Here is a 15,551-nt window from a genome sequence, read left to right as displayed (position 1 = left end):
TTTAAAATGAGGTTAAAAGTAGCACTTTTTTGAAAAAATATAACTATTTTCACGGTCTAAAATAAAAATGAAAAATGAAAAACAATAAACTCTTTATATTAATTATCATTTCGCTTATTATTGGAGTTGGTTTAGGTGGAATTGTGCATTATCAGTTTCCTGAAGCCATTGACACCTTCTCAAAAAATATAAAATTACTTGGAACGATTTTCATACGATTGGTTCAAATGATAATTGCACCTTTAGTTTTTTCTACTTTAGTGGTTGGAATTGCCAAAATGGGCGACATGAAAATGGTAGGACGCGTGGGTGGAAAAGCCATGGCTTGGTTTATTTCTGCTTCCTTAATTTCCTTGTTGTTAGGAATGGTTTTAGTGAATTTTTTCGAACCTGGAAAAGGAACCACAATTAAATTAGATGACGCTTCAAGTGCTTCTGAATTGTTAGAAAACTCAAAAGGTTTTTCATTAGAAGAATTTGTAAAACATGTTATTCCAAAAAGTTTATTTGAAGCTTTAGCTACTAATGAAATCTTACAAATAGTAATTTTTTCTATCTTATTTGGTGTGGCTTTAGCGGCATTTAGTAAGAAAGAAGCCAAACCCATTCTTAAATTATTAGATTCGGTTTCACATGTCATCTTAAAAATGGTTACTTTTATTATGTGGACGGCACCATTAGGGGTTTTAGGTGCTGTAGCAAGCGCTATAGCAAAACACGGCTTTGAAGTATTTACGCTTTACGCCAAATATTTAGGTGCGTTTTTAGTGGGAATACTATTACTTTGGTTAATCCTTTTGACTGTTGGTTATATCATCTTAGGAAAACGTTTGTTTGTATTGTTACAACGTATTAAAAGTCCTTTATTAATTGCCTTTTCTACTACAAGTTCTGAAGCTGTTTTTCCTAAAATGGTTGAAGAATTAGAACGTTTTGGGTGCCAACCAAAAATTGTGTCTTTCACATTGCCGCTGGGTTATTCTTTTAACCTTGACGGAAGTATGATGTACATGACGTTTGCCAGTATTTTTATTGCGCAAGTATACGGTATAGAAATGAGTTTACCCGAACAACTTACCATGCTTTTAGTGTTGATGTTAACAAGTAAAGGAGTTGCCGGTGTGCCAAGAGCCTCGTTAATTGTCGTAGTAGCCACTTGTGCTATGTTTGGCATTCCACCAGAAGGAATTGCTTTAATTTTGCCAATTGACCATTTTTGTGATATGGCCAGAAGTATGACGAACGTTTTAGGAAACGCGCTTTCAACAGCTGCAATTGACAAATGGGAATCTAAACACGAAACCTCACAAGAAATCGAGAGTTAATATTAATTCTTGCCAAAAAAATAAAATTGAAACCCATGAAAATCATCATAGACCTACTTGAAAAATTAAAATTAAACGTAGTATTACAAGCCCAAGAAATTGATAAAGAATTTACATGGACCCAACTATTTAATCCCGAATTTTACATAAACCTTGAATTAGGTGGTGTTCCTATCGGAATTTATATGGTTTTGTTTATTGTATTTGCTGAAACCGGTTTGTTTATAGGCTTTTTTCTTCCGGGTGATAGTTTATTATTTTTATCTGGAATTTATTGTGAAGCATTGGCGCAACCTTTAACTTTTTTACCTCAAGGCTATTCGCCTGTTTTTGTGATTGCCACATTAATTGCCCTTTCAGGGATAATTGGTAATATTTTCGGCTATTGGTTTGGTTCGGTGTACGGGAAAAACTTATATCAAAAAGAAGATGGTTTTTTCTTTAAGAAAAAGTATTTGTACCACTCTGAAAGCTTCTTTCAAAAGCATGGCGGAATTGCAATTGTTTTTGCACGTTTTTTACCCATTGTAAGAACTTTTGTACCTATTATTGCTGGAATTGTACACATGAAAAAAAGTAAATTCATGTTATATAATATTTTAAGTTCTATTTTATGGTCGTTTATTTTGGTGTATGCAGGACATTATTTATACGGCTTATTTTTAGAAAAATTTGATATTGATTTAAAACACCATATCGAAAAAATCATACTAATTTTAGTGGCTGTAACTACATTCCCTTTAGTAATGAAAGCAATTAAAGCGAGAAAATTAGGGAATGCAGATGGTTCTGGTGATGCGTAAATTAAGCTAATTTTATAGAAATTATAATATGCAACTAAGCTATTGGGAATTAAAAAATTGGTTCTCCAACGTGGATTTCACCATAGTAGGTAGCGGAATTGTAGGGTTACATACCGCTATTCGTTTAAGAGAACGGTTTCCAAAAGCCAAAATTATACTATTAGAAAAAGGCGTTTTGCCTCAAGGCGCCAGTACTAAAAACGCTGGTTTTGCTTGTTTTGGAAGCGTTTCCGAAATTATTGACGATTTAAAAACACATACAGAAGAAGAAGAAGTTATCCAACTAATTCAAAAAAGATATTCCGGTTTGCAACTTCTTCGTGAAAATTTAGGTGATGCTGTCATTGATTATCAACCTTTAGGCGGTTACGAATTGTTTCTAAAAGAAGACGAAGCGTTTTATAATGATTGTGTCTCCAAAATTCCTTTTATAAACGAGATTGTTCGTCCATTATTCAAATCAGATGTGTATACCAAAGTGAGCAATACTTTTCAGTTTAAAAACACATTTGAGCATTTGATTTTTAACTCTTTTGAAGGTCAAATTGACACCGGAAATATGATGCAAGCTCTATTAAAAAAAGCAGCATTACACGATATTTTAATTCTAAACAATCAAACTGTTTCTCAATATCAGGAATTGAATGATGAAATTGAAGTCGTAACAAATGAAGTCAGTTTTAAAACCAAAAAACTAATTTTTACTACAAATGGTTTTGCTTCCGAATTAACTAAAAATCAAGTAAAACCTGCAAGAGCGCAAGTTTTAATTACAAAACCAATTGCTAATTTAGACATCAAGGGTACTTTTCATTTAGATAAGGGGTATTCGTATTTTAGAAATATCAATAACCGAATTCTGTTGGGTGGCGGAAGAAACTTAGATTTTGAAGGAGAAACTACTACTTCATTGGAAACCAGTGAAAAAATTCAAAATCACTTGGAAGATTTGTTAAAAAATGTAATTTTGCGTGATACCCCTTTCGAAATTGAACATCGATGGAGTGGCATTATGGGAATAGGAAATTCGAAAAAACCAATAGTTCAACAAGTAAGTAATCACGTATATTGCGGCGTTAGAATGGGCGGAATGGGCGTAGCTATAGGAAGTTTAATTGGAAAAGAAGTAGCAGATTTAGTATAAAATGGCAGCAATAAAAGCAACAATAAAACCAAAAAGCACTGGAAAAAAAGGATTTTTCAGTCATATAATGCGTTTCTTTTGGAAACTAATTATATGGTTCAATATCGTTAGTTTGTTTTTTGTAATGCTTTATAAATTTGTGCCTGTGCCCTACACACCACTTATGGTAATCAGATATTTTGAAAATAAATCTGCAGGAAAAAATATTGAAACCAAGCACCATTGGGTACCGTTAGAAGACATTTCTAAAAATCTACAAAAAGCGGTTGTTGCCAGTGAAGACGGTAGGTTTTTTGAACATTATGGATTGGATTTTTCTGCAATGCAAAAAGCGGCTGTAGGGAATTTTAAAGGTAAAAAATTAAAAGGCGGAAGCACAATTACGCAACAAACCGCAAAAAATGTATTTCTTTGGCAAGGAAGAAGTTATTTTCGAAAAGCATTAGAAGCCTATTATACTGTATTAATTGAATTAATTTGGGGCAAAGAACGCATACTTGAAGTGTACCTAAATAGTATTGAAATGGGCGACGGCATTTATGGCGCAGACGCCGCAACGCAACATTGGTATAAAAAAGACTGTAAAAGCTTAACCCGAATGCAAGCCGCAGGAATTGCTGCAATATTACCAAATCCGAGAAGATTTAAACCTAATGGTTCTGCATATATTAGCAGAAAACAAAGCAGAATAGCACGCTATATTTTAATGACAAAATTAAAATATTAACAAGATATTAAAATGAAAACTGTATTAATAACTGGTGCTGGTGGAGGAATTGGCAAACAAACTTCATTATATTTTGCTAAAAACAACTGGACGGTTATTGCTACGTTACTACATCTATCTGAAGGGGAAGATTTTAAAGATTTTCCTTCGATTTTTTGTTACGAAATGGTTGTTACTTCTTCGGAAAGCATTGCATCGGCTACTAAAATTATTTTGGAAAACCATCCAAAAATAGATACCGTAATTAATAATGCAGGAATGGGCTACAGAAGTTTTGTAGAACTTTCTGAAGACACCAAAATTGATACGATTGTAAATGTAAATTGGCTTGGTGTTGTAAAAGTGTGCCGGGCTTTTATACCATCGTTTAGACAACAAAAATTTGGACAATTTATAAATATTACTTCTGTTGCGGGCTTAGTAAATTTGCCCCTTGGGAATTTTTATCATTCGACCAAACAAGCAGTAGAAAGTTTCTCAGAATGTATGGCTTATGAATTGGTAGATTTTAATATTAGTGTAGCTACAGTTCAATTTGGTAATGCACCAACTTCATTTCAAAAAAATGTAACCAAATGTGCGCCAACAGAAATTTTTTCTTACAATAAATTAATGGATAAAATTTCGAAATTGCTTTTGGATAAATCAGGCAAAAACGAAGAGTTACCGCAACAAATTGTTGAAAAATTATTTAAAATTGCCGAAAAACCAAATAAAAACTTCAGAAGATATACAATAGGTTTTGATGCGAATATAATGCGGATTTTAAGACGTGTATTGGGTTACAAAATATTTAACTATATCATTAGAAAGTTCACTTTGAATAAATAAAAAAGCCCTTCAGGAAGTTTTAAAGGGCTTTTTCTATTTATATTTTTTTGATTCCCATATTATATAAAGTAAATACTTGCATATCTACATTTTCTTGAATGGTTGCTGCTACTGATTTTCCAGCGCCATGCCCTGCGTTTACTTCTATTCTAATTAAAACCGGATTGTCTCCAGATTGTTTCGCTTGTAACTCGGCTGCAAACTTGAAACTATGCGCTGGCACTACACGGTCGTCATGATCGCCAGTAGTAACTAAAGTAGCAGGATATTTTGTTCCCGCTTTTACATTATGTACAGGCGAATACCCTTTAATGTATTCAAACATTTCGGCACTTTTATCAGCTGTTCCATAGTCGTAAGCCCAACCAGCACCAGCGGTAAATGTATGGTAACGTAACATGTCTAAAACACCTACTGCAGGTAATGCAACTTTAATTAAATCAGGACGTTGCGTCATTACAGCACCCACTAATAATCCACCATTAGAACCGCCTTTTATGGCTAAATAATCAGATGAAGTATAGTTTTCTTTAATTAAATAATCGGCTGCAGCTATGAAATCATCAAATACGTTTTGTTTTTTAAATTGGGTTCCAGCATCATGCCATTCTTTTCCATATTCGCCACCTCCGCGTAAATTCGCTACAGCGTAAATGCCTCCATTTTCTAACCAAACCGCATTTGAAATACTAAAAGCAGGAGTTAAACTTATATTAAATCCACCGTAACCATATAAAATGGTTGGGTTTTTTCCGTTTAACGAAGTTCCTTTTTTATAAGTAATAATCATCGGAACTTTTGTACCATCTTTAGAAGTGTAAAACACTTGTTTCGATTCGTAATTTGATGAATTGAAATCGACTTTAGGTTGTTGATATATTTCAGATTTTCCTGTTTTTGGATCAAATGTATAAATGGTATTTGGCGTTACATAATTCGTAAATGAAAAATATAATGTAGTTTCTTTTTCTTTTCCGCCAAACCCTCCAGCCGTTCCAACACCTGGTAATTCAATATCTCTAACTAATTTTCCGTTATAATCATATTGTTTGATGAAGGAAACAGCGTCTTTCATATAACTTGCAAAAATATGACCACTTCCCGTGTTAGGCGACAGTACATTTTTGGTTTCTGCGATGCAATCTTTCCAATTTTCATTAGCAGGATTTGCTAAATCAAAAGTCACCACGCGTTTGTTTGGCGCTTTATAATTGGTTACCAAATAAATTTTCGATCCTTTGTTGTCTAAAACATCATTGTCGTTTTCGTAATTATCAATCAATGTTACGATTTTACTATTTGGATTTGATAAATCTAAATAATACAATTCGTTTCCTGAAGTTGAATTTGCAGCGGTAATGAATAAATAGTTTTCATCTTCCGAAACGCCACCGCCAACATACCTTCTTTTAACATCGCCACCAAAAATTAATTTGTCTGTTTTTTGCGAAGTGTTTAATTTGTGATAATTCAATTTGTGTTGGTCGGTTTTTGCCGATAATTCACTTCCTACAGGTTTGTCGTAACTTGAATAGTAAAAGCCTTCGTTTTTGTACCAAGACACACCACTAAACTTTACATCCACAATCGTGTCGCCTATAATTTTCTTAGTTTTAGCTTCCATTACAATAACTTTACGCCAATCACTTCCCCCTTCAGAGATAGAATAAGCTACTAAACTTCCGTTTTTACTAAAATCAATTCCGCCTAAAGAAGTGGTCCCGTCTTTAGAAAAAGTATTAGGGTCCAAAAAGAGTTCTTCTTTTCCATTTTTATCTTTTCGATACAACACCGATTGATTTTGAAGCCCATTATTTTTATAATAATAGGTATACTCACCTTCTTTAAATGGCGCCGAAATTTTTTCATAATTCCATAATTGTTCCATTCTCGTTTTAAGCTGATTTCGGTATGGAATTTGCGCTAAGTAGTCATAAGTTACTACATTTTGAGCTTTTACCCAAGCTTCCGTTTCTGCACTTCGGTCATCTTCTAACCAACGATAAGGGTCGTTACTGTTTTTACCAAAATAGGTATCAACGTGGCCGATTTTTTTCGTTTCTGGATAGGTAATTTTATTTTGAGCCATACTACCGAATGAGAAAATTAAAGTTGTAAAAATAAATATTGCTTTCATATTTTTATTTTTTATTAAGTTACAAATATATGATTTCTACAAATTAAAAATTACACCTAAAACTATATTTCTTCCCATGTTATAAATCCCATCCGATTTTAAGCGAGATAAATGGGCTACATATTGTTTATTTAATAAATTGGTAGCTGTTAGGAACAAATTAAATGTTGATTTTTTCAACTGAATATCAATTCCAAATCCTGTTGAAAGTAAAAGATAATCGTTTGTTTTGGTTTCAAAATTTCCAATTCTATTTTGATTAAACGTATAATTTGCTTGAAAGAAAACAAAACTATTTTTAATGTTTTTTGAAACATCAAAATTCGCTCTAAAATTATTTTTCCATTGATTGGCTGGTAATAATGGTAAATTAGAATTAGTGTTTAATTGTCCAATAACCATTTCGTAGCTACTTGTCATGTGTAACCAGTCGATTTCGTGTAAATGCAAGTGAATTCCTGTTTCTCCACCATATAAAACAGCATCATTTTGTAAATAATCATACACGAAATTATCATCAATCATTGTTCCATTAGGTGCTATAAAAATATAATTGTTGATATGATTATAAAATCCGTTCGCAAAAAAATCAAAATGTTCAGCATTATAATCAACATTCAAATCAATTTGGAAATTTTGCTCGTTTTTTAAATTTGAATTACCAATTTCGTATCGATTACTTCCTTCGTGTACGCCATTAGAAGATAATTCAGATAAATTTGGCGCTCTAAAACCCGAGGCAAAATTGATTCTTGACGTAATTTTATACGTAACATCCGTTTTTAATCCTAAAGACGCATTGATGCTTTTGAAGTTTTTATCTAATTTTTGAAAAGCACCTTCCGCCCCAATTTCTCCAAATTGTTCAATATTTACTTTTCTGAAATCATATCGAACACCAAATTGCAACAGATTTTTTTGAAATGCGTATTGCGAGGTTCCAAAGAAACCAATATCTGCAATTTTTGCATTTGGAATCAATCGTTCTTCTCCGAAATTTCTGTTTTCTTGATTCATTCCTTGAAATCCAACAATAGTTATTAGGCTTCCAAAATCAGGTAAATAGTACTTTACATTATAATTAAAAGTTTTCAATTTCATATAAAGCGCCGTTAAGTTTTCACTTTCCAATTCTTTTCTGTCATTAAACACGTAACCAGCCGTTGCTTCTAATTTTGAATTTTTAAAAAATAATTTCTGGTTAAAACTTAATAAATGATTTTCGATTTTCTGACTTGGAAATAAGGGCGTTCTAAATTTTCGATTTTCTAAGTTTTCTTCGGGTAAACCCAAATTCAAATCGTTATAATTATATCTTAAATCGGCTACATAACGAGAGGTTACATAGGATGTTCCTAGTTTAAAATCTTTTTCAATGAAACGCGTATTCACAACTGATTCACCATTTGGAAGTTTGTAATCGGCGTGTGAAGTATAATTATTTTGAACTAAAAACTTAAATTTATCAACAGAATTTTTAAAGGTAACCGAACTATTTACACCTTGAGTATTACTATTTACAACTTGATTTACTGAAAATTCAGTTTTATTTGTAGCAGCATATTTTTCTGGATTAAAATACAAAACACCACCCATAGCATCCGAACCATATAATAAAGAAGCGGGTCCTTTTATAATTTCTACACTTTCTTGTCCGTTTGCATTTAAACCTAAATCGTGTTCTTCTCCAAATTGTTGGTTTTCTAATCGGATACCTTGTACGTATGTCAAAACTCGGTTTCCGCTTAACCCTCGAATAACAGGTTTGCCTATTGAAATTCCAGTTGAAACAACATTTACTCCCGGGTTTGTAGCCAATGCGTCCGATAAATTTATGGCACCCATATTTTGTATTTGTTTTAAATTAATATGGTCAATTTTTACCACATTTTCGTTTTGTGTGGTATTAAAAACAGAAGAAATTAAAATTTCATCGATATGATGAGCTTCTTTTTCTAAGACAATATCTAATTTTATTTGGTCTTGATTTCCAATACTAATTTGTTGCGATTTGATTTCGAATTTCGCTTTTTTGAAAATCAAAGTCAGTTTTCCAATGGGTAAATTCGTGATTTGAAATTCTCCTTTTTCATTGGATTTCGATTGAATAACGCCATCTAAAATTGAAATTTCAACATTAGAAATAGGTTCGTTATTTTGGTTTTTTATTGTTCCTGAAATAACATTTTGAGCAAAGCCCAAAGAGGTAAAGCCCATCAATATGATGAGAAAAATATATATTTTCATTTGTGTACGTTTAAATTTTATTGATTTAAATTGCAATATTTTTTGCCACAGATTAAAAGATTAAAACGATTTTAAATCTGTAATAATCAATGAAATCAGTGGCTTAAATTTACTTTAATAAAACTTAAACTACAGGTGGACCTCGATAAGAAAAATATAAAAATTCATTTTCTTTTACGAAGGATTCGTAAACAGAAGAATAATGAAAGGTAGGATTAGAATTTATAAAATCAAAAGTAAAAACAGCTTCCGATAAAAAGGCTGCAAATTCAAAATTACAAACCGGACAATCGTTATGATTATCAGCTGATAAATGCGTTTTAGAAGTGTTTTCTTGAATAACCTCATTGTGAAAATGATGGGCTACATCTGTAAAAATATGTAACGACTGATAGCATATGGCGAAAAGTAGTGCCAATGCCATCAGTACGTTAAATTTTACATATTTTTTTTGCATTATACCAATTTATTCGCCACTAAATATTCGGCAATTTGTACGGTATTTGTTGCGGCACCTTTGCGTAAATTATCAGCAACAATCCACATATTCAATGTGTTTGGTTGGCTTTCATCTCTACGAATGCGTCCTACAAAAACATCATCTTTACCTTCTGCGTAAAACGGCATTGGATACGTAAATGTATCTAAATTATCTTGAACTGTAATTCCTGGTGTATTGTGTAAAAGGGTACGAACTTCATTTACATCAAAATCTGAATAAAATTCTACGTTAACCGCTTCACTATGTCCGCCAACTACTGGAATTCTTACCGCAGTAGCCGTAACGCCAATGGTTTTATCATTTAAGATTTTTTGGGTTTCACGAACCAATTTCATTTCTTCTTTCGTGTAATCGTTTTCTTCAAACACATCACATTGTGGAATGGCATTTCTATGAATTTGGTATTTATAAGCCATTTCGCCTTTAATACCAGCATATTCGTTTTCTAATTGTTGTACGCCTTTGACTCCTGTACCAGTAATAGATTGGTAGGTAGAAACGATAATACGTTTAATTTTATATTTTTTATGTAAAGGCGCTAAAGCCATTACTAATTGTATCGTAGAACAATTTGCGTTTGGAATAATCTTGTCATCAGCAGTTAAAATATCGGCATTGATTTCTGGAACGACTAATTTCTTAGTTTCATCCATTCTCCAAGCTGAAGAATTATCAATAACTGTTGTACCTGCAGCAGCAAATTTTGGCGCCCAAGCTAAAGAAGTTTCTCCACCAGCAGAAAACAAAGCAATATCAGCTTTCATATCTACTGCAGTTTGTAAACCCACAACTTTATATGTTTTCCCGTTAAATTCGATTTCTTTACCTACAGATTTTTCTGAGGCAACAAGAATTAATTCCGTTACCGGAAAATTTCTTTCTTTTAATATCTGAAGCATTACTTCTCCCACCATTCCAGTGGCTCCAACAACGGCTACTTTCATTTGTTTGTTTGTTTAAAATACAAAATTAAAAAATAAACACATAGAAACATAGATTTTCACTTTTTTAGAAAAACCTATGTAACTATGTGTTTAGAAAATTATTTTACTAACGAATCTAATAACGTTACTAATTCAGGTGACGAAGGTCTTGGTGCATCTGCGTTTACAATTTTTCCTTCTGGGCTAATTAAAATGAATCTTGGAATGCCATTGATTTTATAGCCTTGTACAAAATCTGATTTCCAATCTTTATCTGCTAATAATTGAATACCTCCTAAGTTTTTTTCGGTAACAAACTTGCTCCATTTGTCGTGATTTTTTTGCTCGTCTATTGAAATACTTACAAATTCGATATTTTTACCGTGATAAGCCGTTTCTGTTTTTTGTAAAAAAGGAATTTCTTGACGACAAGGACCACACCAAGTTGCCCATACATCTACATAAACAAATTTCCCTTTTAAATCTTCTAAAGACTTAACACCACCTTTGTGATTTTCATATTTAAAAGTTGGAGAAGGCGTTCCGTTTAATTTTTTTAATTCAAAACCTGCCGAAAGATAATCAATCATACCTTTCATACCTTTTTCAACATCTCCTTTATATTTAGCTACAAAACCAGCGTCTAAATCTTTAGGTAATGCTGCAAAAATCGTCTCTTTATATTTAGCTACTTCAGAAGTTAAAATTTCTAAATTTTCCGCTTTCATCATTGGTTCAAAAGCAGTTTGATCTGCTTGTTTTAGCATTTCAGCAGCTAAAAACGTGTTTTCTTTTGCTCCTTTTCCTTTGAAAGAAATGGTGTTATCAAAATCTTTATAATCCAAATTTACTTGTAAATCTGAAGTATTGGTCAAATATATATCTGCATATTGTTCGTCAACTTCAAGTTTAAACATCCCATCTGTTACTTTGAAAGTTGCATTAAAATGGCCTTTTTTATCTGCCACAATCATTTGGCTGAAACCTCTTGATTTTACATAAATGGTATCTGCTGGTTTATTTGCAATTTTAGCTGAAAATTTAACTTGAGCACTGGCTGTTAAAGAAAAAACACCTGCTACAACGCCTAATAAAAATGTTTTGTGGTTTGTCATTTTGAAAAATTTAATTTATAAAGTGTAAATATAACAGAATTAAAAAAATAAAATACAAAAAAATTGTTAAGATTATTAATTGTTAAACTAAAATAAAATTTAAAATTATTATACTTTTGCAAAAAACAAATAACAATGTATAGAAGTCATAATTGTGGAGAACTTAACGCTACACATATTAATCAGGAAATTACTTTAGCGGGATGGGTTCAAAAAACACGTGATAAAGGATTTATGATTTGGATTGATTTGCGTGACCGATATGGAATTACGCAATTAATTTTAGATGAAACCAGAACGGATAAAGTCATTTTTGAAGCTGCAAAATCTTTAGGTCGTGAATTTGTGGTTCAGGTAAAAGGAACTGTAATTGAAAGAGAATCTAAAAATAAAAATATTCCAACGGGTGATATTGAAATTTTAGTTTCTGAAATGACTATCTTGAATGAATCGTTAACTCCACCATTTACAATTGAAGATGAAACGGACGGTGGTGAAGATATCCGAATGAAATACCGTTATTTAGATATTCGTAGAAATCCTGTAAAAAACAGCTTATTATTCCGTCATAAAGTGGCGCAAGAAGTAAGAAATTATTTATCAAACGAAGGCTTTTGCGAAGTTGAAACGCCCTATTTAATAAAATCTACTCCAGAAGGTGCTCGTGATTTCGTAGTGCCAAGTAGAATGAATGAAGGACAATTTTACGCACTTCCACAATCGCCACAAACCTTCAAGCAATTGTTGATGGTGGGCGGAATGGATAAGTATTTTCAAATTGTGAAATGTTTCCGTGATGAAGATTTACGTGCAGATAGACAACCAGAATTTACACAAATTGACTGTGAAATGGCCTTCGTTGAACAAGAAGATATTTTAAATCAATTTGAAGGATTAACCCGTCATTTACTTAAAGAAGTAAAAGGCGTTGAAATAGATAAATTCCCTCGTATCACATACGAGTATGCAATGAAAACGTATGGAAATGACAAACCAGACATTCGTTTTGGAATGGAATTTGGCGAGTTAAACGAAGTAACCAAACATAAAGATTTTCCTGTATTTAATGCCGCTGAATTTGTAGTTGGTATCGCAGTTCCAGGTTGTGCAATATATACCAGAAAAGAAATCGACGCGTTAATTGATTGGGTAAAACGTCCACAAATTGGCGCAACCGGAATGATTTATTGTAAATATGAATTAGACGGAAGTTTAAAATCATCTGTGGACAAGTTTTTTGACCAAGAAGATCTAAAAAAATGGGCAGACATTACGGGAGCAAAACCTGGAGATATGATTTTTGTTTTATGTGGAAATACCGATAAAACAAGAACCCAACTTTCTGCTTTACGTATGGAATTAGCGACTCGTTTAGGTTTAAGAAATCCAGATGAATTTGCACCACTTTGGGTATTAGATTTCCCATTATTAGAATGGGATGAAGAATCGGAAAGATACCATGCGATGCACCATCCATTTACTTCTCCAAAACCAGAAGATATGCATTTAATAACAACCGAGCCAGGTAAAATTAGAGCCAATGCCTATGATATGGTTTTAAACGGAAACGAAATTGGCGGAGGCTCTATTCGTATACACGATAGAAGTTTACAAGAAAGAATGTTTGAATTATTAGGATTTACTAAAGAAGAAGCAGAAAATCAATTTGGATTTCTAATGAACGCCTTTCAATTTGGTGCGCCTCCACACGGAGGTTTGGCCTTTGGATTAGACAGATTAGTAGCTATACTGGGAGGTCAAGAGACTATTAGAGATTTTATTGCCTTTCCAAAAAATAATTCTGGAAGAGATGTAATGATTGACGCACCTTCTATAATCGACGAAAAACAATTAGATGAATTACATATAAAAATAAAAATTTTAAAATAAAAACACAATTTTCTTGCTTGTGTTAAAATAATTTATATATTTGCTCATTATTAATAATTAAATACGCATATAATGCAAACAGGAACAGTAAAATTCTTCAATGAAACTAAAGGTTTTGGTTTTATCACTAACGAAGATACAGGTAAGGACATTTTTGTTCACGCTACAGGTATCAATGTTGAAAACTTAAACGAGGGAGACCGAGTTAGTTATGAAGAAGAAGAAGGAAGAAAAGGAATTGTAGCAACTAAAGTTGTAATATTAAACGATTAATTTATTACCGTCTAAAAACGCTCCCGATAACGGAGCGTTTTTTTTGTGTCTTGTTTTTAATTTAGAATGATTATAAATACATTCTTTTTACTAAAATCACCATTCTTAATGTAGTTTAAATTTTGATAATACCGCAATACAAATTAATTTTGTGGCTATTTTCAAAACAACATCAAAATGCAAAATTCTCAAATCGATTTTATACCTATTTTAATGCAAGTACTTCTTGCTGTTGGGTTTGTTGCTTTAACAATTTTTGGCTCAAGTTTATTAGGTCCTAAAAGATCATCTACCAACAAAGATAAGAGTTTCGAATGCGGAATTGAATCGGTTGGAAACGCACGTATTCCTTTTTCTGTAAAATATTTTTTAGTAGCTATTTTATTCGTTCTTTTTGATATCGAAGTTATTTTTATGTATCCTTGGGCAGTAAATTTTAAAGAAATGGGTGTAGAAGGACTTATAAAAATGAGCATTTTTATGATATTATTACTAATCGGATTCTTCTATGTAATCAAGAAGAAAGCATTAGTTTGGGAATAACAATATAAAGTATGGATAAGAATAAAGTAAATATGGTTGATGCTCCTGAAGGACATACAGGTGAAGGATTCTTCGCTACGAAACTAGACCAAGTTGTTGGTTTGGCTCGTGCCAATTCATTATGGCCATTACCATTTGCTACTTCTTGTTGTGGTATCGAATTTATGGCAACAATGGCATCGCATTATGATTTGGCTCGTTTTGGATCCGAACGTGTGAGTTTTTCTCCTCGTCAGGCAGATATGCTTCTTGTAATGGGAACCATTTCAAAAAAAATGGCTCCGATTTTACGTCAAGTTTACGAACAAATGTCTGAGCCTCGATGGGTAATTGCTGTTGGAGCTTGTGCTTCATCAGGTGGTATTTTTGATACGTATTCTGTACTACAAGGTATTGATAAAGTTATCCCTGTAGACGTTTATGTACCAGGTTGCCCACCTCGCCCAGAACAAATAGTAGACGGAGTAATGCAACTACAAGAATTAGTAAAAAGTGAATCTCAAAGAAGAAGACATTCTGCAGAATATAAAGAATTGTTAGCTTCCTATAACATAGAATAATAATGGCTTTAGAATCGGTAGATATACAAAGTAAACTTCAAGAAACTTTTGGAGACAACGTTAAGTATTTTAGAACAGAATACGATATGTTTGTTTTAGAAGCTGATGTAAATGTTGTACATAACGTAATAAAATTTTTAAAAGAAGAACCTAGTTTAAACTTTAGTTTCTTAACTGATTTATGCGGAGTTCATTATCCAGATAGCGATACAAACGAGCAATTTTGCGTGGTATATCATTTACATAATTGGTACGAAAACAGAAGAATACGAGTAAAAACATTTTTAAACGGAACCACTCCTGAAGTAAAATCAATAGTTTCTTTATTTAATTGTGCCAATTGGATGGAGCGTGAAACATTTGATTTCTATGGAATTATTTTCAAAGGACATCCAAATTTAGTTCGTATTTTAAATATGGACGAAATGACTTCTTTTCCAATGAGAAAAGAATTTCCTATGGAAGATTCAGGAAGAACAGACAAAGACGACCGTTTCTTTGGAAGAACCATTAATAATTCAACAATTTAAG

At 32.4% G+C, this 15,551-nt stretch carries 15 protein-coding genes; 10 read left to right on the top strand and 5 right to left on the bottom strand.

Translation table 11 applies throughout. The annotated features are described in order from the left end of the window. The first annotated feature begins 74 nt into the window (after positions 1-74). The 5 genes from ABWP78_RS01640 to ABWP78_RS01620 are packed head-to-tail and all read left to right on the top strand — an operon-like array spanning position 75 to position 4,830. Positions 75-1,325 (top strand): dicarboxylate/amino acid:cation symporter, encoded by a 1,251-nt coding sequence (locus ABWP78_RS01640; protein ID WP_353168295.1) that lies wholly within the window; start codon positions 75-77, stop codon positions 1,323-1,325. 35 nt (positions 1,326-1,360) lie between these two features. Beyond that, positions 1,361-2,128: a DedA family protein gene (locus tag ABWP78_RS01635; RefSeq protein ID WP_353168292.1), complete on the top strand. Its 768-nt coding sequence runs from the start codon at positions 1,361-1,363 to the stop codon at positions 2,126-2,128. 28 nt (positions 2,129-2,156) lie between these two features. Beyond that, positions 2,157-3,272 (top strand): NAD(P)/FAD-dependent oxidoreductase, encoded by a 1,116-nt coding sequence (locus ABWP78_RS01630; RefSeq protein WP_353168290.1) that lies wholly within the window; start codon positions 2,157-2,159, stop codon positions 3,270-3,272. 1 nt (position 3,273) lies between these two features. Continuing rightward, complete coding sequence (mtgA, locus tag ABWP78_RS01625) at positions 3,274-3,999, top strand: monofunctional biosynthetic peptidoglycan transglycosylase (protein ID WP_502905437.1); 726 nt, start codon at positions 3,274-3,276, stop codon at positions 3,997-3,999. A gap of 12 nt (positions 4,000-4,011) precedes the next feature. Then, complete coding sequence (locus ABWP78_RS01620) at positions 4,012-4,830, top strand: SDR family NAD(P)-dependent oxidoreductase (RefSeq protein ID WP_353168287.1); 819 nt, start codon at positions 4,012-4,014, stop codon at positions 4,828-4,830. A 37-nt stretch (positions 4,831-4,867) separates the two neighbouring features. On the opposite strand, the gene ABWP78_RS01615 is transcribed toward ABWP78_RS01620, so the two are convergent. From ABWP78_RS01615 to ABWP78_RS01595, 5 genes are all read right to left on the bottom strand, one after another. Then, positions 4,868-6,919 carry a prolyl oligopeptidase family serine peptidase gene (locus ABWP78_RS01615; protein ID WP_502905444.1) on the bottom strand — a complete coding sequence of 684 codons (2,052 nt, stop codon included), beginning with the start codon at positions 6,917-6,919 and terminating at the stop codon, positions 4,868-4,870. Between the two features lie 84 nt (positions 6,920-7,003). Beyond that, positions 7,004-9,214, bottom strand: a complete 2,211-nt coding sequence (locus ABWP78_RS01610; protein ID WP_353168284.1) for a TonB-dependent receptor — start codon at positions 9,212-9,214, stop codon at positions 7,004-7,006. Between the two features lie 124 nt (positions 9,215-9,338). Then, the gene (locus ABWP78_RS01605; RefSeq protein ID WP_353168282.1) at positions 9,339-9,671 is read right to left on the bottom strand and encodes a hypothetical protein; all 333 of its coding nucleotides are present in this window, start codon (positions 9,669-9,671) and stop codon (positions 9,339-9,341) included. Further along, positions 9,671-10,660, bottom strand: coding sequence for an aspartate-semialdehyde dehydrogenase (locus ABWP78_RS01600; protein WP_353168280.1), 990 nt, complete (start codon positions 10,658-10,660; stop codon positions 9,671-9,673). The genes ABWP78_RS01605 and ABWP78_RS01600 overlap by 1 nt, the downstream gene beginning before the upstream one ends. A gap of 98 nt (positions 10,661-10,758) precedes the next feature. Beyond that, positions 10,759-11,754, bottom strand: a complete 996-nt coding sequence (locus ABWP78_RS01595) for a TlpA family protein disulfide reductase (protein WP_353168278.1) — start codon at positions 11,752-11,754, stop codon at positions 10,759-10,761. Positions 11,755-11,889: 135 nt separating this feature from the next. On the opposite strand from ABWP78_RS01595, the gene aspS reads away from it, so the two are divergent. From aspS to ABWP78_RS01570, 5 genes are all read left to right on the top strand, one after another. After that, the gene (aspS, locus tag ABWP78_RS01590) at positions 11,890-13,644 is read left to right on the top strand and encodes an aspartate--tRNA ligase (RefSeq protein ID WP_353168275.1); all 1,755 of its coding nucleotides are present in this window, start codon (positions 11,890-11,892) and stop codon (positions 13,642-13,644) included. A gap of 72 nt (positions 13,645-13,716) precedes the next feature. Further along, complete coding sequence (locus ABWP78_RS01585; RefSeq protein WP_291241430.1) at positions 13,717-13,917, top strand: cold-shock protein; 201 nt, start codon at positions 13,717-13,719, stop codon at positions 13,915-13,917. A 177-nt stretch (positions 13,918-14,094) separates the two neighbouring features. After that, entirely contained in the window at positions 14,095-14,460 is a 366-nt protein-coding gene (locus ABWP78_RS01580; RefSeq protein WP_353168273.1) for an NADH-quinone oxidoreductase subunit A, read from the top strand. Between the two features lie 11 nt (positions 14,461-14,471). Further along, complete coding sequence (locus ABWP78_RS01575) at positions 14,472-15,020, top strand: NADH-quinone oxidoreductase subunit B (RefSeq protein ID WP_353168270.1); 549 nt, start codon at positions 14,472-14,474, stop codon at positions 15,018-15,020. 2 nt (positions 15,021-15,022) lie between these two features. Beyond that, on the top strand, positions 15,023-15,550 hold the full coding sequence (locus ABWP78_RS01570) for an NADH-quinone oxidoreductase subunit C (RefSeq protein ID WP_353168268.1): 528 nt from the start codon (positions 15,023-15,025) through the stop codon (positions 15,548-15,550). Position 15,551 lies beyond the last annotated feature (1 nt).

The organism is Flavobacterium sp. (genome assembly GCF_040402955.1).
Classification (GTDB): Bacteria; Bacteroidota; Bacteroidia; order Flavobacteriales; family Flavobacteriaceae; genus Flavobacterium.
This window is presented reverse-complemented; position numbering and strand designations above follow the sequence as displayed.